Source organism: Candidatus Binataceae bacterium, assembly GCA_035650475.1.
Classification (GTDB): domain Bacteria; phylum Desulfobacterota; class Binatia; order Binatales; family Binataceae; genus JAKAVN01.
The window spans coordinates 64,608-85,824 of record DASRHP010000012.1; the positions used below are offsets into that span (position 1 = coordinate 64,608).

At 68.3% G+C, this 21,217-nt stretch carries 19 protein-coding genes; 4 read left to right on the top strand and 15 right to left on the bottom strand.

Translation table 11 applies throughout. From position 1 onward, the window contains the following. Positions 1 to 2 precede the first annotated feature (2 nt). From VFB33_11855 to VFB33_11900, 10 genes are all read right to left on the bottom strand, one after another. Positions 3 to 935, bottom strand: a complete 933-nt coding sequence (locus VFB33_11855; GenBank protein ID HZO82377.1) for an alpha/beta hydrolase — start codon at positions 933 to 935, stop codon at positions 3 to 5. After that, the gene (locus VFB33_11860; GenBank protein HZO82378.1) at positions 922 to 1,779 is read right to left on the bottom strand and encodes an alpha/beta hydrolase; all 858 of its coding nucleotides are present in this window, start codon (positions 1,777 to 1,779) and stop codon (positions 922 to 924) included. Before VFB33_11860 ends, VFB33_11855 begins: the two co-directional genes overlap by 14 nt. Positions 1,780 to 1,937: 158 nt before the next feature. Further along, the gene (locus VFB33_11865) at positions 1,938 to 2,864 is read right to left on the bottom strand and encodes an SDR family NAD(P)-dependent oxidoreductase (GenBank protein HZO82379.1); all 927 of its coding nucleotides are present in this window, start codon (positions 2,862 to 2,864) and stop codon (positions 1,938 to 1,940) included. Between the two features lie 126 nt (positions 2,865 to 2,990). After that, on the bottom strand, positions 2,991 to 6,032 hold the full coding sequence (locus tag VFB33_11870) for an efflux RND transporter permease subunit (GenBank protein ID HZO82380.1): 3,042 nt from the start codon (positions 6,030 to 6,032) through the stop codon (positions 2,991 to 2,993). A gap of 10 nt (positions 6,033 to 6,042) precedes the next feature. Next, entirely contained in the window at positions 6,043 to 7,092 is a 1,050-nt protein-coding gene (locus VFB33_11875; protein HZO82381.1) for an efflux RND transporter periplasmic adaptor subunit, read from the bottom strand. A gap of 38 nt (positions 7,093 to 7,130) precedes the next feature. Further along, positions 7,131 to 8,393 (bottom strand): TolC family protein, encoded by a 1,263-nt coding sequence (locus tag VFB33_11880; protein HZO82382.1) that lies wholly within the window; start codon positions 8,391 to 8,393, stop codon positions 7,131 to 7,133. A 237-nt stretch (positions 8,394 to 8,630) separates the two neighbouring features. Further along, positions 8,631 to 9,986, bottom strand: coding sequence for a HAMP domain-containing sensor histidine kinase (locus VFB33_11885; protein HZO82383.1), 1,356 nt, complete (start codon positions 9,984 to 9,986; stop codon positions 8,631 to 8,633). Further along, positions 9,983 to 10,699, bottom strand: a complete 717-nt coding sequence (locus VFB33_11890; protein HZO82384.1) for a response regulator transcription factor — start codon at positions 10,697 to 10,699, stop codon at positions 9,983 to 9,985. The genes VFB33_11885 and VFB33_11890 overlap by 4 nt, the downstream gene beginning before the upstream one ends. 90 nt (positions 10,700 to 10,789) lie before the next feature. Continuing rightward, positions 10,790 to 11,461 (bottom strand): hypothetical protein, encoded by a 672-nt coding sequence (locus VFB33_11895; protein ID HZO82385.1) that lies wholly within the window; start codon positions 11,459 to 11,461, stop codon positions 10,790 to 10,792. Next, positions 11,458 to 12,855: a selenium-binding protein SBP56-related protein gene (locus tag VFB33_11900; protein HZO82386.1), complete on the bottom strand. Its 1,398-nt coding sequence runs from the start codon at positions 12,853 to 12,855 to the stop codon at positions 11,458 to 11,460. The genes VFB33_11895 and VFB33_11900 overlap by 4 nt, the downstream gene beginning before the upstream one ends. Positions 12,856 to 13,184: 329 nt before the next feature. Here VFB33_11900 and VFB33_11905 point away from each other — a divergent pair, with 329 nt between their 5' ends. Further along, the gene (locus tag VFB33_11905; GenBank protein HZO82387.1) at positions 13,185 to 14,306 is read left to right on the top strand and encodes an amidohydrolase family protein; all 1,122 of its coding nucleotides are present in this window, start codon (positions 13,185 to 13,187) and stop codon (positions 14,304 to 14,306) included. Between the two features lie 60 nt (positions 14,307 to 14,366). Continuing rightward, on the top strand, positions 14,367 to 14,783 hold the full coding sequence (locus tag VFB33_11910) for a DoxX family protein (GenBank protein ID HZO82388.1): 417 nt from the start codon (positions 14,367 to 14,369) through the stop codon (positions 14,781 to 14,783). Positions 14,784 to 15,008: 225 nt separating this feature from the next. On the opposite strand, the gene grxD is transcribed toward VFB33_11910, so the two are convergent. Genes grxD through VFB33_11935 form a run of 5 tightly spaced genes read right to left on the bottom strand, consistent with a single transcriptional unit; the run spans position 15,009 to position 18,790 of the window. Beyond that, positions 15,009 to 15,341: a Grx4 family monothiol glutaredoxin gene (gene grxD / locus VFB33_11915; GenBank protein ID HZO82389.1), complete on the bottom strand. Its 333-nt coding sequence runs from the start codon at positions 15,339 to 15,341 to the stop codon at positions 15,009 to 15,011. A gap of 2 nt (positions 15,342 to 15,343) precedes the next feature. Then, the gene (locus VFB33_11920) at positions 15,344 to 15,589 is read right to left on the bottom strand and encodes a BolA/IbaG family iron-sulfur metabolism protein (GenBank protein HZO82390.1); all 246 of its coding nucleotides are present in this window, start codon (positions 15,587 to 15,589) and stop codon (positions 15,344 to 15,346) included. Between the two features lie 60 nt (positions 15,590 to 15,649). After that, positions 15,650 to 16,657 (bottom strand): NAD(P)-dependent alcohol dehydrogenase, encoded by a 1,008-nt coding sequence (locus VFB33_11925; GenBank protein HZO82391.1) that lies wholly within the window; start codon positions 16,655 to 16,657, stop codon positions 15,650 to 15,652. Continuing rightward, on the bottom strand, positions 16,644 to 17,615 hold the full coding sequence (locus VFB33_11930) for an ion channel (protein HZO82392.1): 972 nt from the start codon (positions 17,613 to 17,615) through the stop codon (positions 16,644 to 16,646). Before VFB33_11930 ends, VFB33_11925 begins: the two co-directional genes overlap by 14 nt. 38 nt (positions 17,616 to 17,653) lie before the next feature. Then, positions 17,654 to 18,790, bottom strand: a complete 1,137-nt coding sequence (locus VFB33_11935; GenBank protein HZO82393.1) for a thiolase family protein — start codon at positions 18,788 to 18,790, stop codon at positions 17,654 to 17,656. 88 nt (positions 18,791 to 18,878) lie between these two features. Here VFB33_11935 and VFB33_11940 point away from each other — a divergent pair, with 88 nt between their 5' ends. After that, entirely contained in the window at positions 18,879 to 20,063 is a 1,185-nt protein-coding gene (locus tag VFB33_11940) for a Rieske 2Fe-2S domain-containing protein (GenBank protein ID HZO82394.1), read from the top strand. A gap of 27 nt (positions 20,064 to 20,090) precedes the next feature. Next, positions 20,091 to 21,179, top strand: a complete 1,089-nt coding sequence (locus VFB33_11945) for an FAD-binding oxidoreductase (GenBank protein HZO82395.1) — start codon at positions 20,091 to 20,093, stop codon at positions 21,177 to 21,179. The last annotated feature ends 38 nt before the right edge of the window (positions 21,180 to 21,217 follow it).

Here is a 21,217-nt window from a genome sequence, read left to right on the forward strand (position 1 = left end):
CATCAGGCGCGGGCACGGTGCGTTGCGCGCGCGCCGGCCAGCGCGGATTGCCGCTCGGCGCAGCTCTCGCTGTCGCGACGGCGCGCGGAGTGCGGATGGAGCGTCTCGACCCAGGACTGCATGCGGTCGAGAAGTTCGCATTCGCGCGCTACCGTTTCGGGGTGATGGATGCAGCCGGGCCAGATCTCGACTTCGATTCGGCCGCGCGCCTCCTCGCCGAGGTTGGCGAAAAGCAGCCGCTCGGCGGCGCGGAACTCCTCGTAGAGCGGATCCTGCTCGCCGTAGATGAACAGCGCCCGCGCGCGCGAGCGCACCAGCGCCGCAAAGTAGCGGGCAAAGTCGGGCGCGACCGCGGGTGTCGCACGGCGTGCCTCGCCGGCGCTCGCGCGCAGGCCGCGCAGCGCGGTCCAGCCGCGCCGTATCAGGCCATTTGCGGAGGCCGGCGCGTTTCTGGCCCGCCAGTCCTCGACGTGCGTCTCCAGGATCGGGGCGGCGATGTAGAGCAGGCCGGCGATCGCGTCGGCTTCGTCGGCGAAGGCGGCCAGCGCGCTGAGCGAATCGAAGCATCGCCCCCACAGCACGAAGGTGTGCTGGCCGCGCGTGTGCCGCAAATAGCGAATCGCGCCGACTATGTCCCCGCCGCACGGCGAGTCGCGGTCGGTTCGGACGGGCGCGCCCTCGCTTTCGCCGTAACCGTGGTAGTCGAAACGCAGGCAGGCGAAGCCGCGGGCGGCGAGGGTCCGTGCGGCTCGGACTTGTCCGCGCACGGGCATCCACCGCATCCGCCCCGGCATCACGACGCACATCCCGGCCAGCGGCGCCTCCGGCGCCGGTGGCGTAAAGATCGCGCGCAACAGGCCGTCTGCCGCGGGGACGAGCATCGGCTGTTCGGCGCGGGCGCGCGCGAGCTCTGCCGGCGTCTCAGTCCAGTCCATCTAGCCACTCCACGGTCCGCTCCGACAGCGCGTCGGAAACCCACGGCGGGTCCATCCCGTTCCAGGCGGGCTCGTCGGCGACAGTCGCCACAGTGACCTTGGCTCCGCGCTCGGCCAGTGCCGTGGCAAGCGCCGCGTTGTCGGGCGAAAGATGCGAGCGGCGCTGGACCTGGGCGAGCAGAGCGGGGCGGCGCCATCCTTCGAGCATCGCTGCGAGTTCGAGCGCGCGCGCGCTGCGATAGAAGGTTGGGAACAGGACCGGATGGACGCGCTCGCCGTAAAGGTAAAGCGGGCCGTCGCCTTCGAGCTGCGCCAGCATCTGGTCGACGGTGGCGGCCGGGCGCCGTCCGCAAGAAACCTCGCGAAACAGCGCGCGCCGCAACTGCGCGTGGAAGTAATCGATGCCGCGATGCACCGGCTCCCAGAGCGCGAGCCCTCGCGTGCCCTGGTCGCGGCGCAGCGCGGCCGCGGCTACCAGCGCGCCAAAGCCGACTCCGACCCATACGAGCTGTGCCGCGCCGGAGGCCTCGCGTGCATGGCGGGCGGCGGCGCCTGCGTCCTCGACGAGATCGTCGAACGTCACCTCCGCAAAGTTGCCGGTCGAATCACCGTGGCTGCGCGGATGGAACAGCACTGCGTCATGGCCGTGCGCCGCCGCCATCCGTGCTGTCAAAACCTCCATTCGCCATGCGACCACATGGTCGGGTCCGAAGCTGGAGCAGAAGATAACGACCGAGGAGGCGGATGCGCGACGCGCCGCGGGATGGAAGACGCGATAGAGCTGATGCGCGCCCGAAGCAAAAAATCCCGGCTGCTCGGTCAGACCTACGTTGCGCGCCGACACCACGAGTTCGGATGCGGCCCTCCGTTCCGTGAAGATGTCAAAAGTGTGTTCTGGCGCAATTAGGGAGTCAAATGCTTAATTTTGCAAAATGGAGCGACCTCCCTCAGGCACCGGTCAGCCGCGAGCCGGCGCAACAGCGGCGTCGCAACGCTCAGCGTTCAGCGCGGCAGGAACTCGTTGACCAGCCCGCCAATCAAGTCTTTCGACCCGATGCGGTCGAGCGTGTCGAGGTCCCATCCGCCCTCGCGATAGAGCGCGCGCATCGGTTCGGGCTCCGGATAGAGTCCGACCAGGTCGCCGCCGACCACGAAGGTTCGCCCGTTGACGCCGCTGGCCGCGTCCGTGCACAGCCATACCACCAGCGCCGCGACCTGCTCGGGCTTGTTCTGCAGCCCACTGCGATCGATCGCCGGCGCCGCGGTGGGCCCGACCGTCGCGCGCATCCGCTCGATCGCCTCGGCCGCGGTTTCGTCAAACAGCCGGGTCGCCGCGCGCGGCCGGATCGCGTTGCATCGCACGCCGTAGCGCCCAAGGTCGCGCGCCACCGTGCGCGTCAGCCCGACGATGCCCTCCTTGGCCGCCGAGTAGCTCGCCTGCCCGAAATGGCCGAGCCCCGACTCGGAGGCGGTGTTGATGATCACGCCGCTCTTCTGTTCGCGGAAGATCGGGCTGGCGAAGCGGATGGTGGTGAAATGGCCCTTCAGATGGACCGCCATCATCGAGTCCCAGTCGTCCTCGGTCATGTGGAAGATGATCTTCGGGCGCACCGCGCCGGCATTGTTGATCAGGATGTCGAGCCGGCCGAAGGCGTCGAGCGCGGTCTTGATGATGCGCTCCCCGCCCGCCATCGTGGTGACGCTGTCGGTATTGGCGACCGCTTCGCCGCCCGCCGCCCGGATCTCCGCCGCCACCTGGCCCGCGATTCCCTGGTCGGCGCCCTTGCCGAGCATGTCGGTGCCGAGGTCGTTGATGACAACCTTGGCGCCCTCGGCCGCGAGCAGCATCGCCTCGGCGCGGCCGATTCCGCGTCCGGCACCGGTTACGATCGCGACCTTGCCCTTGAGCCGTTGCTTTCCCTGCTGCATCGCCGTTGTTCCTCTCTGGTAACCTGACGCGGGCGCGCCGCCGGCGCGCGTGTCGCGGTCAGCGCTATTGAATAGCGCCGATCCGCAGGCCATGCGAGAGGTGCGCGAGCCGCGCACCGCCGCGGCTTACAACGCTTCCTCGGATGCCTCGCTGCGAGCGTGCGTGCGCGTGCCCATCAGATAGATTCCGCCCGCGATCGCTGAGGAAAGCAGCATCGCCGCGACCAGCCCGCCGATCACCGCGACCGCCAGCGGTTGCTGCACCTTCGCGCCGGCGCCGTAGCCCAGCGCCAGCGGAAGCAATCCCGCTGCCGTCGCCAGCGTCGTCATCATGATCGGGCGCAGCCGGATCACCGCGGCGTCGGTGAGCGCGCTCGCAGGCGCGAAGCCGGCGGCGACGCCGCGCTCGGCGCGGTCGAGCAGGAGAATACCGTTTTTGGCGGCGATGCCGGCGACCATGATCACGCCCATGAACGACGAGATATTGAGGGTGATTCCGCAAAGCGCAAGCGCGCCGAAGCTGCCGACCAGACATGCCAGGGCGGCAATCAGCGTGGCCAGCGCCGGCGCGATCCGGCCGAACTCCCATAACACGGTGAGCAGCACCAGGACCATGCCGCCCGCCATCACCAGCGCGAGCTGGCGAAAGGCCTGCTGCTGCTGCGCGTATAGCCCGCCCAGCTCCAGCGACACCCCCGCCGGGAGCACCATCCGCGCCATCCGTGCCTTGACCGCGTCGAGCGCGGTGCCGAGGTCGATCCCCTCCAGCCGCGCGGTGACGTGCACGACCGGGCGCAGGCGCTCGCGGTCGAGTTCGACCGCCTCGCCGCCCCATCGCATGTCCACCACCGCCGGCAGCGGCACGGTCGCTCCCACGGGCGTGCGCAGGAGAACCTCGGAGAGCGCGGAGAGGTCGCGATGGAAATCCGGGGGGTAGCGCACGCGCACGTCGACGAGCCGGTCGCCCACGCTTAGCCGGGTCGCGACCGTGCCTTCGACCACGGTGCGGAGCGTGGCGCGGAGGTCGTCGGCGCTCAGCCCGTAGCGCGCCGCCGCGGCCTGGTTAACCGTGATCAATTCCTCTGGGCTGCTCAGTACGATTCCGTCAAAAACGTCCACCACGCCGGGGATCGTGCGCAGCTGCGCGGCGACGCGGCGCGCAGTCGCCTCGATCGCTTCCTGATCGGCTCCGAAAACCTTGACCTCGATCGGCTCCGGCACGCCCGAAAGGTCGCCGATCAGATCCTGGAGCACCTGCGAGAATTCGATGTGCAGGCCGGGTACGGCGGCGAGGATGCGCTCGCGCACCGAGGCGATCACCTGGTTGATCGAACGCGAGCGACGCGGCCTCAGCCGCACGGAAAAATCGCCGCGGTTCGATTCGGTCAGGAAGAATCCCAGTTGCGTGCCGGTGCGCCGCGAAAAGGCCGCCACCTCGGGCGTCGTGTTGAGAATCCGCTCGATCCTTTCGAGCAGCGCCCCGGTATCGGCGAGTGTGCTCGGCGGCGGCGTGATGTAGTCGAGGATGAAGCCGCCCTCGTCGAGCGCGGGCAGATAGTCGGTGCCCGCCGCGCGGTAGAGGCCGAAGGCGGCGGCGAAGCAGCCGGCGGCGAGGGCCGGCGCGAGCGCCGGAAAGCGCATGACGGGCCGCATCCCGGCGAGGAAGGCGGCGCGCAGCGCGTCGAACGTGCCTCCCGGCGCGCGGCCCGGGCGCCGCCAGCGGCCGACGATCTGTTCCAGCGCGGGCGTGAAGAACAGCGCCAGCATCAGCGAAATCGCCAGGCCGCCGCCGAGCGTGATCGCCAGTGCGCGAAAGAACAGCCCGGTGATGCCGGAGACGAAGACCAGCGGCACGAAGACCGCGATCACGGTCAGCGTTGAGGCGACCAGCGGGCGGCTGAGCTCGGCAAGCGCGCTCTTGATCGCGGCCTCGACAGGTACGCCCGAGGAGTGGGCGCGATGGACCGCCTCGATCATCACAATCGCGTCGTCGATGAACAGTCCGACGCCGGCCGCGATCCCGCCCAGCGTCATCATGTTGAAGGTCAGTCCTCCGAGCGCCATCACCACCAGCGTGATCGCGATCGTGCATGGCACCACGATCGCCGCGACCACGGCGCTGAGCAGACTCATCGTGAAAGCGAAGACCACCGCCACCGACAGGATCAGTCCGAGCACGACCGCGTCGCGCACGCTGCGCACCGACTCGGCGACCAGCGCGGCCTGGTCGTAGGAAACCGAGAACGTCACGTCGGGATAGCGGCGGCGAAATTCGGCGAGGAGCGCGCGGGCGCGCGCGGCGATAAGCTCGGTGTCGCCGTCGGGCGTGCGCGAAACTCCGACCAGCACCGCGGGGCCGTGCTCGCTCGAGGTCCGGATGTAGTCCTCGGTGAGCCCGAGATTCACGGAGGCGATGTCGCGCACATAAACCGGATGGCCGTTGACGGTCGCGAGCGGTACGGCGAGCAACTGCTCGCGGCGATGGAGGTCGCCGCTAACGACCGTGAGCAGCATCCGATGCTCGTCGAGGATGCGGCCGGCGGAGGCGATCACGTTGGCCGCCTTCAGCCCCGCGACCACCTGCTCGGGCGTCAGCCCCTGCGCCAGCATCCGCGCCGGGTCGAGCCGCACCACGTACTCACGGTACTTCGCACCCACCATCTCGACCCGAAAGACGCCCGCGATGCGGCGCAGGCTCGGCACCAGATCATAAAAGGCCACGTCAGTCAGCTCGGCCAGGTTGCGCACGTGCGAGCTGAGGCTGAGGTCGAGGATCGGGAAGGTGCCGGTGGTGAGCAGGCGCGTATGCACGGTAGTCTCCGGCGGCAGGCGAGTGCGGGCTTCGGCGAGCGCCGCGCCGAGCAGGCCATAGGTCGCCACCGGATCGGTATTCTCGGCGAAGGTTACGTCGATTTCGGCGCTGCCGCGCGTGGTGGTCGAGCGCACCAGCGTGGTACCGGCGACGTTGTAGGCCGCTTCTTCCAGCGGGCGTGTCACCGCAACCAGCATCTGCTGCGGCGGCAGCTCGGCGCTGTCGGCGAGGATGATCGCGCGATGAAAGACGAACTCGGGGAAGACCGCGTTGGGAATCGAACGGGCAACGAGCACGCCGAGCGCGCTCAGCGCGAGCACCGCGAACAGCGCGACGATCATGCTGCGACGGCTCATCGAACCCCGCCTATTCGGACCGCCCCGCGGGCTGACTGTCGGGCGAAGCCTGCCGCCCGGCCGCTGCCAAAGGTGGAGCGACCGTCGCGCTGACGCGCAGTCCGTCGGAGAGCGCATAACCGCCTGAGGTAATTACAAGCTCACCCGGCTTGAGCCCGCGCGTGATCTGCACGCTGTCCCGGGTGTGGATGCCGACCGCGACCGCCGTGCGATGGGCGCGGCCATCGGGGCCGACGGCGAAGACGTAGTAGCCGCCGCGCGCGGCGTCCTGGAACAGCGCAGCGGTCGGGATGGCGAGGGCGGCGGGGGCGTACGCGGTCGTCACGTGTACTTCGACCGCCGCTCCGGCCTCGGCGATCCGGCTGTCGCCCGTGAAGGCGACGCGCGCGGGCGCGATCGTTCCGCCGGTTGCAAAGCTCGGCGAGAGGGCGATGATCCGCGCCGGGTAGCGCTTGCCCGGGCTGAGCGGGGAGCTAACCGTGGCCTCCATCCCGGGCTTGATCGCCCCAAGCTTGTTGATCGGGACCTGCGCCTCAACGTAGATGCTGGCGGGATCGACGAGGTCAACCAGCGGATCGAGGTTGTTGACCAGTTGGCCGGGGCTGACCAGACGCTGGGCGACCACGGCGTTCTCCGGAACGCGGACGGCGATACCGGCGCCGGCGGCGTAGCGTTTGACCGAACTCGCCAGCGCGGCGGCCTCCCTGGGATCGATTCGCCGCGCGACGTCCACGCCCGCCTGCGCGGCTTCTTCCTCGCGGCTGATGATGTGCGCGACGACCTCGCCGCGGCGCACCCGATCGCCGCTTTGCAATTCGAGTCCGAGTACGCGCCCGGCCGCCGGCGCGCGCAGCGTCAGATGGCGCAGCGCCGCAGTGGTGCCGAGCAGCGTCACTTCCTCGTGCAGCGGCATAATCGCGGCGCGCGCCGCGCTCACCGCGAGCACTGGACTGGGAGCGGTCTGAAGCTCCGCCTCGTCGTTCGGGACGGCGCGCCCGCGGCATCCGGTGGCCGCAAGCGTAACCACGAGCGCGGACGTCGCGAGTGCGCCGGATAACACGCGTGCCGCCACGACTCGCGGTTTTGGCGTCGGCGCTATCACGGCTGCTCGGCGCCGATCAGCAACGCCGCTTCAGCCGCGGCCTGGCGCGCGGCAAACTCCTGGTCGAAGCGCGCCAGGCGCAACTGCTCGGCGCGCTCGTAGGCGTCGAGCACTTCGAGCAATGTGACCTCGCCGCCGCCCAGAAAGCGCGCCCAGGTCAGCGCGAAGTTGTCGTCGGCGAGCGGCTGCGCGCGCGCCAGCAGTGCGAGCTGGTCGCGTGCCGCCTCGTAGCGCGGACGCGCGTCGGCGAGCCGCCGGCGCAGGTCGAACTCGACCTGGCGGACCTGTGCCTGGGCGGCGGCCACGCGCGCGCGGGCCTCGTCGATGTGCGCCGCGATGAGGCCGCCGTCGAAGATCGGCATCGAGACCAGCCCGTCGTACGAGGCGCCGCCGTTGCGGGCGAAGGTGTGCGGCGGATTGATCCCTTCCCATCCGGCGGTCAGGGCGAGCTTGAGCGTCGGGTAACGCTCGCGCATCGCGGCCTGCGCTGCCGCCTTCGCCGAGGCAACTTTTCGCTGCGCCGCTTCGAGGAGTGGGTTGCGCGAAAGATCGTCGTTCGGCCAGGGCGGAACGCCGCTGACTTGCGTGACGCTGATATCGGCGGCCCCGAGTTCGCCCACCAATGCGCCGAGTGCGGCCGCGGCGCGCGTCGTAGCCTGCCATGCGTTGGAAAGGTCGAGCGTGGCGGCATTACTCGCGGTGCGAATCTTCAGCACGTCGTTGGGGATCGCGCGCCCGCTTTGCCGGAGCGCCTCGATGACCTTTACGTAGCGCTCAAGCCGCGCGGCGTTGGAGGCCAGCTCGCGCTGGGCCTCCTGCGCGCGCAGCAGCCCGTAATACGCTACCGTCGTGTCGAACACGATCTGTGCGCGCGCCGCGCCGACGCCGTATTGGTCGGCCTCGCTCTGGTAGAGCGCGGCGCGGGTGGCGGCGAGCCTGCGGCCAAAGTCATACGCCGTGTAGTTCAACACCAGCATCGCGTCCGCAAGCCCGCTGTTGGTGATGGTTGAGCTGTAGCCGGGCGCCTGGAAGTACTCGGACTCAGCGGCGAGCGAGGGATAAAGCGGCGCGCGCGCTTCGCCCACCATCGCGGCGCTGAAATCGCTCTGCGCGGTGGCGGCCGCCACCGTTGGCGCGAAGGCAAGCGCCCGCTGCACCGCTTCCTTCAGCGTAAGCGGCGAGCCACCGGAAGCAGCCGCCGCCGGGCTCAGTGCGCCCGTAACCAGCGCGCAGGTGGCCAGCGCCAGCATCCTGATCATATTGCAAAACCTGCTCACGGCTCCCTCCGGACGGCGAACCGCTGCGGCGCCGTCGAGGTTGAGATGAACGAATACCGCGAAGACGGCGCGAGGCTCGCGCATACGAATTCCGATGGCTACGCGGCCAGATCTAACAGGCGGCGAAGGCCCGACCTAATTAACAAACGTTAATCTCAGAGCGCACGCGACCCCCACTGCCGGCTCGGAAGCTCGCGCCGGCGTCAGGAGCCTTGCCCGCTATGCGTCGGCGAGCGGAAGGCGGACTTCAACCTCGCATCCGCCGCCGCTGCGATTGAGGGCGCGGATTGCGCCCCCATGGATGCGCACGATTTCACGGCTCAGCGCCAGTCCGAGGCCGCTGCCTGTGCCGTTGGCGCCACGGCTGCGATAAAAAGGCTCAAAAACGTGGGGCAGATCGAGCGCGTCGATTCCGGGTCCGCTGTCGCGCACCGCAAGCAGCGCCATACCGCCGTCGCAAAAGACGCTGACCTCGATCGAGCCGCGCTCGGGCGTGAACTTGATGGCGTTGTCGAGCAGGTTGAGCACGACCCGGCGCAGATCGTCGGCGCTGCCGTGCACGACGGCCCGCTCAGGGGCGTCGAGCGCGAGCCTCTGATGCCTGGCCTGCGCCAGAGTCTGCGCCATCGTTGCGGCTTCGGTCGCGACCTCCCGCAGGTCAACCGCTGTGCGCGTCGCGCCCGGCTCGGCTTCGAGGCGCGCCAGCGCGAGCAGGTCCTGCGCGATCGAGCACAGGCGCTCGGTTTCACCGAGCGCCTGCTCCAGCGCGGCGCGGCTTTCCGCGGCGCTGCGCGGCTTCTGCAGCGCGACTTCCAGCCCGCTGCGCAGCACCGTAAGCGGCGTGCGCAGTTCGTGGGCGGCCTCGGAGACGAAGCGGGCCTGGGCGGCGGAGGCGCGCTCGAGCCGTTCGAGCAACTGGTTGATCTCTTCGCCAAGACGCGCGGCTTCGTCGCGTACAGGTCCGTACGAAAGCCGCCGGGCCAGGTCGCGCGGGCCGATTTGCCCCAAGGCGGCCGCGATCCGGTTCAGCGGCGCCAGCGCCCGCGCCGACATCCAGTAGCCTCCCAGCGCGCTCAACGCGAGGATGAGGGGGATGAGCAGAAGCGAGACGCGGCGCAGATGTGCGATAGCGCGGCGCACGGGCGCGGCGTCCACGCCGTCTTCCAGCCGCGCGGACTGGCCGCCGACGCGAAAGGCGACGATCGCGTATCGATAGCGGTGGCGGATGCCGTCGATGACGCGCTCGCCGCTGGCCGTATCGGAAAACGCTGCGGGAAGATCGGCGTTTGGCGCGCCGTAGTCGATCGCCACGCGATCGCCAACGATGAGCCGCACGCGGCGCCGCGGTCCGATATCCTTCTCCTGGCTGAGGCGGTCGAGGATTGCCGCGGCCTCACCGGCAGCCGGCGCACGCCTCAGAGTCGCAGCGCTGGTGTCCGCTTCCTCGAGCAGCGCGGCGTCGAGCGCCCCCCACATCTCGCGCGAGAACAGGAATATGACCAAGGCGCCCGCCGCGACCAGGATCGCCGCGGCAATCGCCGTCCAGTAGATCGTCAGGCGCAGGCGAATGCTCAACGTGCGCCTCGCTTCGATGCCGATGGCGGCGGCTCGGTCCGCAACAGATAGCCGACGCCGCGGACGGTTACGATCAGCGACGGCTCGCCGGCGAAATCGATCTTCTGGCGCAGGCGGTTGATGAATACCTCGACGATGTTGGAGAGCGCATTGTAGTCGGCGCCCCACACCATTTCGCCGATCATGTCGCGCGTGACGGGCACTCCGCCATGGCGCACGAGGCACTCCAGCACCATCAGCTCTTTCGGCGAGAGCTCGAGCGCGCGCCCGTTGCGCATCGCCTGGCGGCGCACCGTGTCGATCGTTACTCCCCCGGCGGCGAGCACCGGCTGGCTTGCGATCAGGCGCCGGCGCAGCAGCGCGCGCAGACGCGCCGTGAGCTCGCTGAAGGCGAACGGCTTGGTGAGATAATCGTCGCCGCCGCCGTCGAGCCCGGCCACTAGGTCGCCGGTGGCGTCGCGGGCGGTGAGGATCAGCACCGGGAGCGCGGCGCCGGCGGCGCGCAGCTCGCGCAGGAAGTCGAGGCCGTCCTGGCCGGGCAGCCGCAGGTCGAGCACCATCGCATCGTAGGCTCCCTGCGCGAGCGCGGCGCGCGCGGCCTCCGCGCTCGGCGCATGATCGACCACAAAGCCGGCCTCGCCAAGCCCGCGCTTGAGATTGGCCGCAAGCTTAGTTTCGTCCTCGACGACGAGGAGACGGGAAGCGGCTGACATCGCTGGCCCCTGCGGGTTGCAAGTCCCCTGACGAGTTTATAGCCGTGGGTGCGCGCGGTCGACCGCGGGTGCGCTTGGGCGCGGCGTGCGTCAGATCGCCAGTGAAAGCAGGCCCGCGGCGACGAGCGCTCCGGCCCAGACGGTGTCGAGGTTAATCCAGGCGCTGCGCAGAAAGGCCAGTCCGAGGCGGTCGTAAACCACGATCGCGATCGCGCCCATCACCGCGAGCATCGCGCCCGTATGCACAAGCACCACTGCGGCGCCCTGCGTAACGGACAGCGCTTGGATGCCCAGTGGCGAATGCATCAGCCGGCCATGCATGGCGCAACGCGTACCGGCGAGCGCGCCTGCGGCCTCCGGCATCCCCATCAGGATCGGAAACAGCATCAGCCCCGCGCCGTGAGCGGAGGCCATCAGGAACGACCACAGCGTCAGCTCGCGCCAATTGACCCGCATCGCGACCCATCGCGGATGCGCGCGCGGGCGCAGGTAGCGGAAGATCCCGAACAGGACAAGAATCGCCGCGCCGGTGATGCGCAGCGCGCCGGAAACTCCCGCCGAGCGTATCCATTCGACCGCAGCGACCACAACCGCGATCGAGATCAGATGGCCGAGCGCGATCGGCCCCAGCGCGGCGACGACCTTGGCGCGGCTGCGCTCCTGCATCCCGAGCGCGACCGCGAACAGCCACCCCATCGAGGGGTCGATGCCGTGGTAGGCGCCGAGCGCGGCGACCGCAAGCCACGGCCACGCTGCGCTCACGGGTAGCAGAACGAGTCAGAGGAGGAATCGCCGCCCTCCAGGCGGATCTGATGCGGCCGTTCACCCTCGAAGGGGATGAAGAAGTTGGGATCAACCGCTATCCCGCCGGCCGGATTGACGTCCACCTTGGCCACCCACCCGCGGATTCCCTCGGGGTAGAACTGCTCGTCGAGCGCCGAGTACAGCGAGTTGGTGACGTAAACGCGCCGGCCGTCGCGGCTGATCTCGAGCATCTGGGGGCCGCCGTTGATCTGACCGCCCTTAGGATGCGGCGCACGGGCGGCGATGCCGCCCAGGCGCACCGAGCCGGTCAGCCGCGGCTTCAGCGGATCGCTCACGTTGTACTGGCGCAGTTCGCCGGTTCCCCAGCACGAGGCGTAAAGGAACTTGTCATCGAGGCTGAGCGCGATCTCGGGCACCAGCGGCGGCACCGCCTTGAACTGCTTGAGCGGCGGCGGCAAGAGGCCGGGCTCGGCCGGCTCGGCGGGGATTTCGATTACCTTGCGCGCCTCCCACGTGCCGTTGCCGCGGCTGCGCTGCCACAGCCAGATCGCCGAGGAGAGGTCCTTGGTCGAGATGACCGTGCAGACGAAGCCGTAGGCCTTGGTCGGGTCGTGTGCCGGACGCAGTTCGAGCGCCATTTGATGCTCGGCGCCGAGGTCGATCTCCTGGACGTGGCGCCGCTTGCGCAGGTCCCACATGTGCAGGCGATGCCCATAGTCGCCCTTGACGATGCGCTCGAGGCTGAGCCCGTTCTCGAACATCTCAGGCGTGCCCCACTCGGAGGTGATCGCGACGTCGTAGCCGAGGTGCCACCAGAAGTCGTAGCCGAGGTACTGTGGGCCGCGATCGACCTCCCATTGACCGAGCACGTCGAAGCTCTCGTGATCGAGCAGGAAGATTCCGCCCGGGCCGCCGTCGCCGTGCCCGGTGCCCATCGCGCTGACGTAGATGGCGTCGGGGCCGCAATGGAAGGTGTGTGGGCGGCTGTAGTTGGCGCGCGTCGCGAGCTCCTCGGCCTCGATGACCTTGACCACCTTGGGCGCGCGCGGGTCGGGCTTGGTGTCGATCACATGGATGCGCGAGGAGCGCAGGCCGGGGACCAGCAGGTAGCGGCGCTCGACGTGGGGATGGGCCGCGTAGGGGCAGAGCGCGGCGCTGCATGCGTTCCATCCGAAATGATGGACTTCGTCGCCGACGCCGGGTAGCTCGACGCGCCCAACTACCTTGGCAAAGGTGGGCGAGCCGGGATCCAGGTCGAGCACGCAGATCGCGTCGTGCTTGCCGGCTCCGGGGTTAAGGTTAAACACCCCGACGTAGCCCAGGCGCTCGCGCGGACCCTGCATCGCCAACCGCGGCGACGGATAAAAGGTCTGGTCGGGTTTCCACAGCATGGTCTATGTCTCGCTTGCGGCGGATTGGAAGCTAGAACTTAGACGGCGGTTCGACTTGTTTCAAACAGTCGGGCCAAGCGCTAAGCGTGGCAAGTGGCAATCGCGTCTGCTTCAAGATGGCGGCGCTCATGCCGAGAGCCTTGCCAGTGCCGAGCGGACGGAGCTGGGTCAGGGGCGAATCGCGGCTGCGGCTTTCGCGCCAACCTATCCTGCTATCGAACCGCGGCCGGCGTGGCCAGCGGCAATTCCTTGCAATTCCACGCCCATCAGAGTTTGACTACGGGCATCAGCTGGAACCGGCGGCCGCGAGCGCGGCGGAGGATCACGTCATGGCTGTCTATGTCGACTCCGACTCGCATCTGATGGAGCCCGAGGTTGTCTGGCGCGAATACACGCCGGCCAAGTACCGTGAACTGGTGCCGCAGGTCGTCGAGCGCGACGGCATCGCCTACATGATGGTCGAAGGGCGGGTCTTCGACGAGCTGCCGATCGCGGCCGCGGGCGTGCCCAACGGCCTGAGCGATCTCGAAAAGACCGTACATACGAAGTGGAGTGAGATCCCGCGCGGCGCGATGGAACCGCAGGCGCGAATCAGCGTGCTCGACGAGGAGGGGCTCGACGCGTCGGTGCTCTATCCGACGATCGGGCTGCTGTACGCCGGGATTCGCCGCCCCGAGGTCGCGGCCGTCACCTGCGATGCCTATAATCGATGGGTTGCCGACTTTTGCCGCACGGCGCCCAGACGGCTGTTCGGGGTTGCGACAGTCCCGCTCCAGGATGTTGACGCGGCGGTGAGCGAGCTCGGACGCGCGGCGAAGCTCGGCCTGTGCGCGGCGACGATCCGCCCGACCCCGTACAATCACCGCCGGCTCTGCGACCCCGCCTACGACAAGTTCTGGGCGGCGGCGCAGGACCTCGGGATGCCGATTTCGGTGCACGGCAGCTTCGCGATCGACACGGTCGAGTCGGTCTGCTCCGACCGCTATCCGAACAAGGACCTCTTCTTCAGCCACATGATCTGCCATCCGCTGGAGCAGGAGATGGCCTCGATGGACATCCTCGCCGGCGGCGTGCTCGAGCGCTTCCCGCGACTCAAGGTGTCGTTTCTCGAAGCAGGCGCGGGCTGGATGCTCTACTGGCTGGACCGCCTCGACGGTCATTACGAGAAGCTTGGCCGCCTGGTGCCGTGGCTCAAGCACAAGCCCAGCGAGCTGTTCCGGCGCAACTGTTTCGTTGCCTACGATCCTGACGAGACGACGCTGGAGTACGTGGTCGCGGCCGGGCTCGGCGACAACATCCTGTGGGGCGCCGACTATCCACACTTCGATTGCCTGTTCCCCGGCGCGCTCAGGGAGTTGCACGAGAAGCTCGAAGGGCTGCCCTCCGAGGTCGGCGATCGTCTGTTGCACAGCAATCCGGCGCGGTTTTACAACGTGGATTTTGGCGCGTAGGCTGCATTCGGCGGGAACGCGACGTCTGCGGGCGACACGAAAACGCGGAGGTGAGCAGCGATGGATTCGATGCGCAACGTGGGAGCGCTGATCGGACGGCTGCTGTTGGCCTACATCTTCGTCGACTCGGGTATCGGCAAGTTGATGAATCCCGGGGGCACGATGAAGTACATGGAGGCCGGCGGGTTGCATCACGCGGTCCCGCTGCTGTTTGTGATCGCCGTGATCATCGAGCTAATCGGGGGCCTGATGGTGGCGGTCGGTTGGAAGACCGAGCTCGCCGCGTTCATCATTTTCCTGTTCTGCATCCCGGTGACGATCATCTTCCACGTCATCCCCGGCCAGACGCTGCAGTGGCACAAGAATCTGGCCTTCATGGGTGGGTTGCTGATGGTCGCGGTTTACGGCGGCGGCGAGATCAGCATCGACGGCGGGCGCAAGGCCGCCGGCGCCGTCGCTCCGCGCGCCGCGGCTTAGTCCCGGGCCGCCGAAGCGTCATCGGCGCGAAACCCGAAGTAATCAACTTCGGCGCAAGGGGCTGTGGGACGGTCCACGAGCTGATTCAGCTTCGCCGGCAAGTATGGCAGTACTCGCCCGGCATGGCCGGCGGGTGCCGATTGCAGGTGAGCGATCAATGCACGGGCGGGCGCAGCCTGACGCTGCGCCCGCCCACGCTGGGTTTCAAACGCTGATTGGAGACAGCTACTGGCGCGCCGCTTCGCCCAGCGCCTGCTTCACCATCGTCTGCAGCTCGCCGCTCTGGTAGAGCTCGCGCACGATGTCACAGCCGCCGATGAATTTGCCGTTGATATAGACCTGTGGAATCGTTGGCCAGTTGCTGTAGGTTTTGACCGCCTCGCGCACCTCCTGGTCGGCGAGCACGTCGACCGTAGTGTAAGGCACGCCCAACTCCTCGAAGACCTCGACCGTCGCGGCCGAGAAGCCGCACTGCGGAAAGTTGCGGTTGCCCTTCATGAAAATGACGATCTTGTCGCTTGCGACCGCCGCACGGATCCGCTCGATTGCGTCCGCCATGTTCACCTCCGATTCTCGTATTGGGCAGGGGTCAGCGCCTTGAGGGTGAGCGCGTGGATGCGCGCGCGCATCGCGTCGCCCAGCGCGGCATAGATCGCCTGATGGCGCTCGACCAGCCCCTTGCCTTCGAAACTCTCGCTAACCACTAACGCTTCGAAATGATCGCCGCTACCGGTGAAGTCGCGCACCTCGACGTGCGCGCCCGGCAGCCCGCGTTCGATCATCTCCTTGATTTCCCCGGCTTCCATCAACCCCCAATCCTAGCCCCTCAAGCCCGGCAAATTCCACCGCTCGGCCCGCTCTGCCACCTAAAACGTGATCACGATCTTGCCGAAATGGGCGGCGCTCTCGAGATAGCGATAGGCCTCGCGCGCCTGGGCGAAGGGGAAAGCCCGATCGACTACCGGGCGCATCGCGGCGGTCTCTATCGCGCGGTTCATCTCGTCAAACATCTCGCGCGAGCCCACGAAGATCCCCTGCAGCGTTACGGCCTTGCGCAGCACCGGCGTCGGATCGACCTGGCCTGCGCCGGTCAACACCCCGATAAGGCTGACGCGCCCGCCCTGGCGCACCGCGCCCAGCGAGCGCGCAAGCGTGCCTGCGCCGCCGACCTCGACCACGTGATCGACGCCCCGTCCGGCCGTGAGCTCGCGCACCCGTTTGTCCCATTCGGGAGTCGTACGGTAGTTGACGCCGTCGGAAGCGCCCAGTTCGAGCAGGCGCGCAAGCTTGTCCTCGCTGCTGGAGGTTGCGATGACGCGCGCGCCGGCCATCCGCGCGAACTGGAGTGCAAAGACCGACACCCCACCGCTGCCCAGCACCAGCACGGTGTCGCCGGACTTGAGCCTGCCCTCGCTGACCAGCGCGTTCCACGCCGTGACCGCCGCGCAGGGCAGGGTGGCTGCATCCTCGTACGTGAGATGGGCCGGGATTGCGACCAGTCCCGCCTGGTCGAGCGCGACGTATTCGGCGAGCATTCCGTCGAGCGCGCCGCCCAGCGCCGAGCGCGCATATTCTTCGCGCGGTCCGCCGGCGATCCAGCTCTGCATGAAGATCGCGGCCACCCGGTCGCCGACGGCGAAGCGGGTGACGCCGGGGCCGACTTCGACCACCTCGCCGGCGCCGTCGGAGAGCGGAATCAGCGGCAGCTTGAGCCCGCGCGCGTAAGTGCCGCGTACCACGGCGAGATCGCGATAGTTGAGCGAGCAGGCGCGTACGCGCACCAGCACTTGCCCATGGCCTGGCGCCGGGCGCGGGCGCTCAGCCGGCCGGAGCGCGTCGATACTTCCCGGGCGCTCGATTTCATACACCTTCATGCGTTGGCTCCGCTTTTTTGCCGGGTCGCGCGGTCGCTGCCGCCGCCGCGCCGTCAGCCGATTGCGCCACCGCGGCGCTCGCGTCGCCGGCCGGGACCACGTCGTCGAAGCGCGAGTAATCGATCGTCACGCCTTCGGAGGTTTGGTTGAGGATGTCAACGAAGCGCGCGTTCCAGACAATCTCCTCGGCATCCCAGATGTAGCGCGCATGAACGGTCTGCAGAAAGGATTCGTCGAGCCCCGTCAGCGAGGCGACGATTTGCGCACGTGCCGCGGCGAGCGATTCCACGGTCTCGCCGAAGAGCGGGCTTTGCTCCGTGATCGGATGGATTACCGTCCAGCTCAGCGAGAAGAGCGCGTTGCGGCCGCGCGCGAGCGCAAGGTCGTGAAAGCGGCGCATGCTCCCGCCCTCGGCGGTCATCTCCTGGCGCGCGAGTACCACGTGCACCTGCGCCTCGACGATCCGGTTGGCGCGCTCGTTGGCCATCCGGAACATCAGCGACGGTGTTCCGTCGCTGCGCGAGACGACCAGATTGCGGCTGAAGCGCACGCGGGCCGTCGGCCGCGAAAAACGTGCGAACACCAATCCGGTGACAATCGCCAGGCCCAGCAGCCCGCCCAGCGCCTCCAGACAGACAACCGCGTTGGCGAAGGTCGAAACCGGCGCCATCGTGCCGTACCCAATCGTCGCCATCGTCTGCACGCTGAAGAAGAAGGCGTCGGCGAACGAGCCCGGACGCATGTGCGCGACCCCGCCGTCGAGCAGGTAGCCAAGCGCGAAGGCGCCGTTGGTTAGGGCGAAGAGCGCGACGATCAGCAACAGGAGCGCCGGCCACGAGCAGGTGAGCAGGCGATGGTAGAGATCGCCGAGGAGCGCTGACGAACTGCCAACCGGCGTGCCCGACACTCGCGCGCCGTGCCGATCATAGAGCGTGCCGTATCGGAGCCGCTTGGCCATGGGTTCGTCCCGCGACGATTGGACCTTTCGGCTACGGATTACACCTGTTCAATCACGGTTGCGATGCCCTGACCGATCCCGATGCACATCGTGGCCAGCCCGAGCCGCGCGCCGCGCCGGCGCATTTCGTGGGTCAGCGTCGTTATCAGCCGCGCCCCCGAACATCCCAGCGGATGGCCCAGGGCGACCGCGCCGCCGTTGACGTTGAGCCGCTCCTCGTCGAATTTAAGTTCGCTGTTGCAGGCGAGCACCTGCGCCGCGAAGGCTTCGTTGATCTCGACAAGGTCGATGTCAGCGGGCTGGAGCGCGGCCCGCCCAAGCGCCTTATGGGTTGCCGGCACGGGACCCCATCCCATGATCTCGGGCCGCACGCCGGCGACTGCTGTCGCGCGGATTTTCGCCATTGGCCGCACCCTCAGCGCGCGCGCTCGCTCGGCGCTCATCAGCAGCACGGCGGCGGCGCCGTCGCTCACCTGCGACGAGTTGCCAGCGGTCACCTGGCCATCGGCCTTGAACGAGGGCTTAAGCGCGGCGAGCTTCTCGAGACTGGTGTCGGAGCGCGGCCCCTGGTCGGCGTCGACGACGCGTTCGGCGTCAAGCCGCATCGGCACGATCTCTTCTTTGAAGCGCTCGCGCGCGGCGAGGGCGCGCTGATGAGAGCGCAGGGAGTAGGCGTCGGCCTGCTCGCGCGTGATCCCGTACATTGCGGCCAACCGCTCCGCGGTCAGACCCATCACGAACATGTCTTGCGGAAACAGGTCGAGCAGCTTCATGTTGGGCAGGAGCCCCGAGCCCATCGGGACGTGGCTCATGTGCTCGACGCCCCCGGCGATCACGACCTCGGCGGTCTTGGCGATAATCTCGTAGGCCGCGAAATTGACCGCCTGGAGGCTCGAGCCGCACTGGCGATCTACAGTCGTGCCCGCGACCTCGACCGGCAGCCTGGCGAGCAGCGCGATCATGCGCCCCAGGTTGAGTCCCTGTTCGCCCGACTGGTTGGCGCAGCCCCAGACCACGTCCTCGATTTCGGTGGGGTCGAGCCCGGAGTTGCGCTCCAGGAGCCGACGCACGCAGGCGACGCCGAGGTCGTCGGCGCGGATGTCGCGGTAGTAGGCCTCCTTGCCGGCGCGCCCGATCGGGGTTCTGACGGCATCGACGATCACAACTTCGCGCATCGCGGGCGCCTCCGTAGTTGACAGCGGGCTTGCGGCCGGTCCATCACTCTATCATGCGCGTCGCGCAGGCGCGCATGGAGGGTAAACTATGGCCGCCGGCGACAGGCTCTCGGCAATCTCCGCCAGCCGCCAGTATGCGCCCTACATCGAGGCGGACTGGGGCTTCAAGAACGCCTGGTACCCCGCGCTCTTCAGCCACGAGCTGGCCGAGAACGGCCTCAAGGGCGTCACCATCGCGGGCCATCCGATTGTGCTGCGCCGTTCGGGGGGGCGCGTGTACGCGCTCCAGGACCGTTGCGCCCATCGCGGCGTGCGGCTCTCGCTGCGCCCGATGTGCCTGACCGCCGACACGCTGAGCTGTTGGTACCACGGCTTCACCTACCGGCTTGCCGATGGCGTGCTTAAGACGATCGTCGCCTCGCCTGACGATCCGCTGATCGGCAAGGTCCGCATCCGCACCTACGCGGTTGCCGAGCGCGCCGGGATCATTTTCGTTTTCGTCGGCGACGAGGATTTTGCTCCGCTGCCCGCGCTGGAGTGCGACCTGCCGATCCGGATCACCGACGATACGAACCCGGTCGCGCACATCCTCGACGATCACGCCTACGTCCGCGGGATCCATCGCACCGGCAACTCCAACTGGCGTCTGGCGACCGAGAATGGCTTCGACCCCGGCCATCTGCTCATCCATTGGGACAATCAGATCGTGGCCGCCACCGACCGCAAGCTCGGATTAGGCGTCGAGCCGATCGGCGAGGACGCAATCAGGATCATCGACGTCCCCGACGGCCCCAAGGGCATCATGAACATGTACAACACGCGCTCGTACAAGTTCATCATGGAGAACCCGGCGGTCAAGCTGCGCGCGCGCGGCAAAAAGTCGTACTACGCGCGCACCTCGACCTACCTGCCGGGCATCCTGCTGGTCGAGCACTGGCCGGCTCCGGGATGGGCGCAGTATGAGTGGTACGTGCCGATCGACGACAAGCGCCACGAGTACTGGGAGGTGCTGGTTGGCCGCTGCCGCAACGAAGACGAGCGGCGCGAGGCCGACTACCTCTACGACAATTTCTTCGAGCCGCTCGCGCTGCGCGACTTCAACGACAACGACCTCTTCGCACGCGAGGCGATGCAGGAGTTCTACGAGCGCGGCGACGGCTGGAACCGCGAGACGCTATGCGCCTTCGACGCCGCGGTTATCACCTGGCGCAAAGTCGCCGCGCGCTTCAACCGCGGCATCCAGGAACCGCCCGCGACCGCCGACGGCCACTGAGGCGGCGCGCCGAGCCTCGAACGCGCGATGACCAGCCACGATCCATCCGCGGCGCATGCGCATCGCGTAATCCTGCGCTTTGAGGACGGCCTCGAAAAAGCAATCGACGTGGGCGCGCGGGAGTTCGTGCTTGACGCCGCGCTGCGCCAGGGGGTCCCGCTGGTCCACCAGTGTCGCTCGGGTAGTTGTTCGACCTGCGTGGCGCGGCTCGAAAGCGGCGCCGTCGAGATGGTGCGCGACCGGGCGCTCGCGCTAATTGCCGCCGAGGTCGCCGAGGGCAAACGCCTGCTATGCAGCGCGCACGCGCTCGCCGATAGCGTCGTCGGCCTGCACTATCCGAGCACGCTCATCTACCAGGGCGAGCGGCGGAGCTTCGAGGCGCGCGTCAAGTCGGTCGAGTGGCCGGCGGACTCGGTTGCGCGGCTGACGGTCACACTGCCGCCGCGCTCGAGCTTTGCGTTTCGCGCCGGCCAGTACGTGAGGATAAAGGTGCCGGGCAGCGAGGAGTGGCGCTCGTACTCGATGTGCACGACGCCGCGCGAGTTGCCCGTTGCGGCATTCCTGGTGCGGATTTTGCCGGGCGGCGTGATGTCGGAATATCTGCGTGGGTGCGCGCGAGCGGGCGACAGACTGGAGATCGAAGGTCCCCTCGGCGCCTTCATCCTGCATCCGGGCAAAGGGACGCGCGTCTTCGTGGCCGGCGGCACCGGGCTTGCGCCGATCCTGGCGATGCTCGACGCGATCCGGCGCGGCGGCGGCCCGCGGCCGAAGATGATTCTGAGCTTCGGCTGCGCCAGCGACAAGACGTTCTTCTATCGCGACGAGATTGAATTGCGGCAGTGGTGGATGCCGGAGCTCAGCGTGCGTCTGAGCGCCGACCGCGTCGATGATCCGGCAAGCGGGCTTATCCAGGGGACGGCGGTGGACGCGCTCGGCCACCAGCCGCTCGGCGACCCGGAGGCGTCGGCGTACGTGTGTGGGCCGCCGCCGATGATCGAGGCGGCGCGCCGGCGGCTAACCGAGCTGGGCGTGCCTCCGGAGCGGATCTTCGCCGAGCGCTTCGTCGCCAGCGCAACGAATGCGCCGCCGGCGGCGCAGAATGCCGGCGCACGGTAGGGCGGTGCGGAGGTGAACGTAATCGGTCGAGCGGGAGC

Bases quoted from the DNA above. Each gene is read 5' to 3' on its own strand.
- VFB33_11855 (HZO82377.1), bottom strand. From the start codon at position 935: ATGGACTGGACTGAGACGCCGGCAGAGCTCGCGCGCGCCCGCGCCGAA.
- VFB33_11865 (HZO82379.1), bottom strand. From the start codon at position 2,864: ATGCAGCAGGGAAAGCAACGGCTCAAGGGCAAGGTCGCGATCGTAACC.
- VFB33_11870 (HZO82380.1), bottom strand. From the start codon at position 6,032: ATGAGCCGTCGCAGCATGATCGTCGCGCTGTTCGCGGTGCTCGCGCTG.
- VFB33_11880 (HZO82382.1), bottom strand. From the start codon at position 8,393: ATGATCAGGATGCTGGCGCTGGCCACCTGCGCGCTGGTTACGGGCGCA.
- VFB33_11890 (HZO82384.1), bottom strand. From the start codon at position 10,699: ATGTCAGCCGCTTCCCGTCTCCTCGTCGTCGAGGACGAAACTAAGCTT.
- VFB33_11900 (HZO82386.1), bottom strand. From the start codon at position 12,855: ATGCTGTGGAAACCCGACCAGACCTTTTATCCGTCGCCGCGGTTGGCG.
- VFB33_11905 (HZO82387.1), top strand. From the start codon at position 13,185: ATGGCTGTCTATGTCGACTCCGACTCGCATCTGATGGAGCCCGAGGTT.
- VFB33_11910 (HZO82388.1), top strand. From the start codon at position 14,367: ATGGATTCGATGCGCAACGTGGGAGCGCTGATCGGACGGCTGCTGTTG.
- grxD (HZO82389.1), bottom strand. From the start codon at position 15,341: ATGGCGGACGCAATCGAGCGGATCCGTGCGGCGGTCGCAAGCGACAAG.
- VFB33_11920 (HZO82390.1), bottom strand. From the start codon at position 15,589: ATGGAAGCCGGGGAAATCAAGGAGATGATCGAACGCGGGCTGCCGGGC.
- VFB33_11925 (HZO82391.1), bottom strand. From the start codon at position 16,657: ATGAAGGTGTATGAAATCGAGCGCCCGGGAAGTATCGACGCGCTCCGG.
- VFB33_11930 (HZO82392.1), bottom strand. From the start codon at position 17,615: ATGGCCAAGCGGCTCCGATACGGCACGCTCTATGATCGGCACGGCGCG.
- VFB33_11935 (HZO82393.1), bottom strand. From the start codon at position 18,790: ATGCGCGAAGTTGTGATCGTCGATGCCGTCAGAACCCCGATCGGGCGC.
- VFB33_11940 (HZO82394.1), top strand. From the start codon at position 18,879: ATGGCCGCCGGCGACAGGCTCTCGGCAATCTCCGCCAGCCGCCAGTAT.
- VFB33_11945 (HZO82395.1), top strand. From the start codon at position 20,091: ATGACCAGCCACGATCCATCCGCGGCGCATGCGCATCGCGTAATCCTG.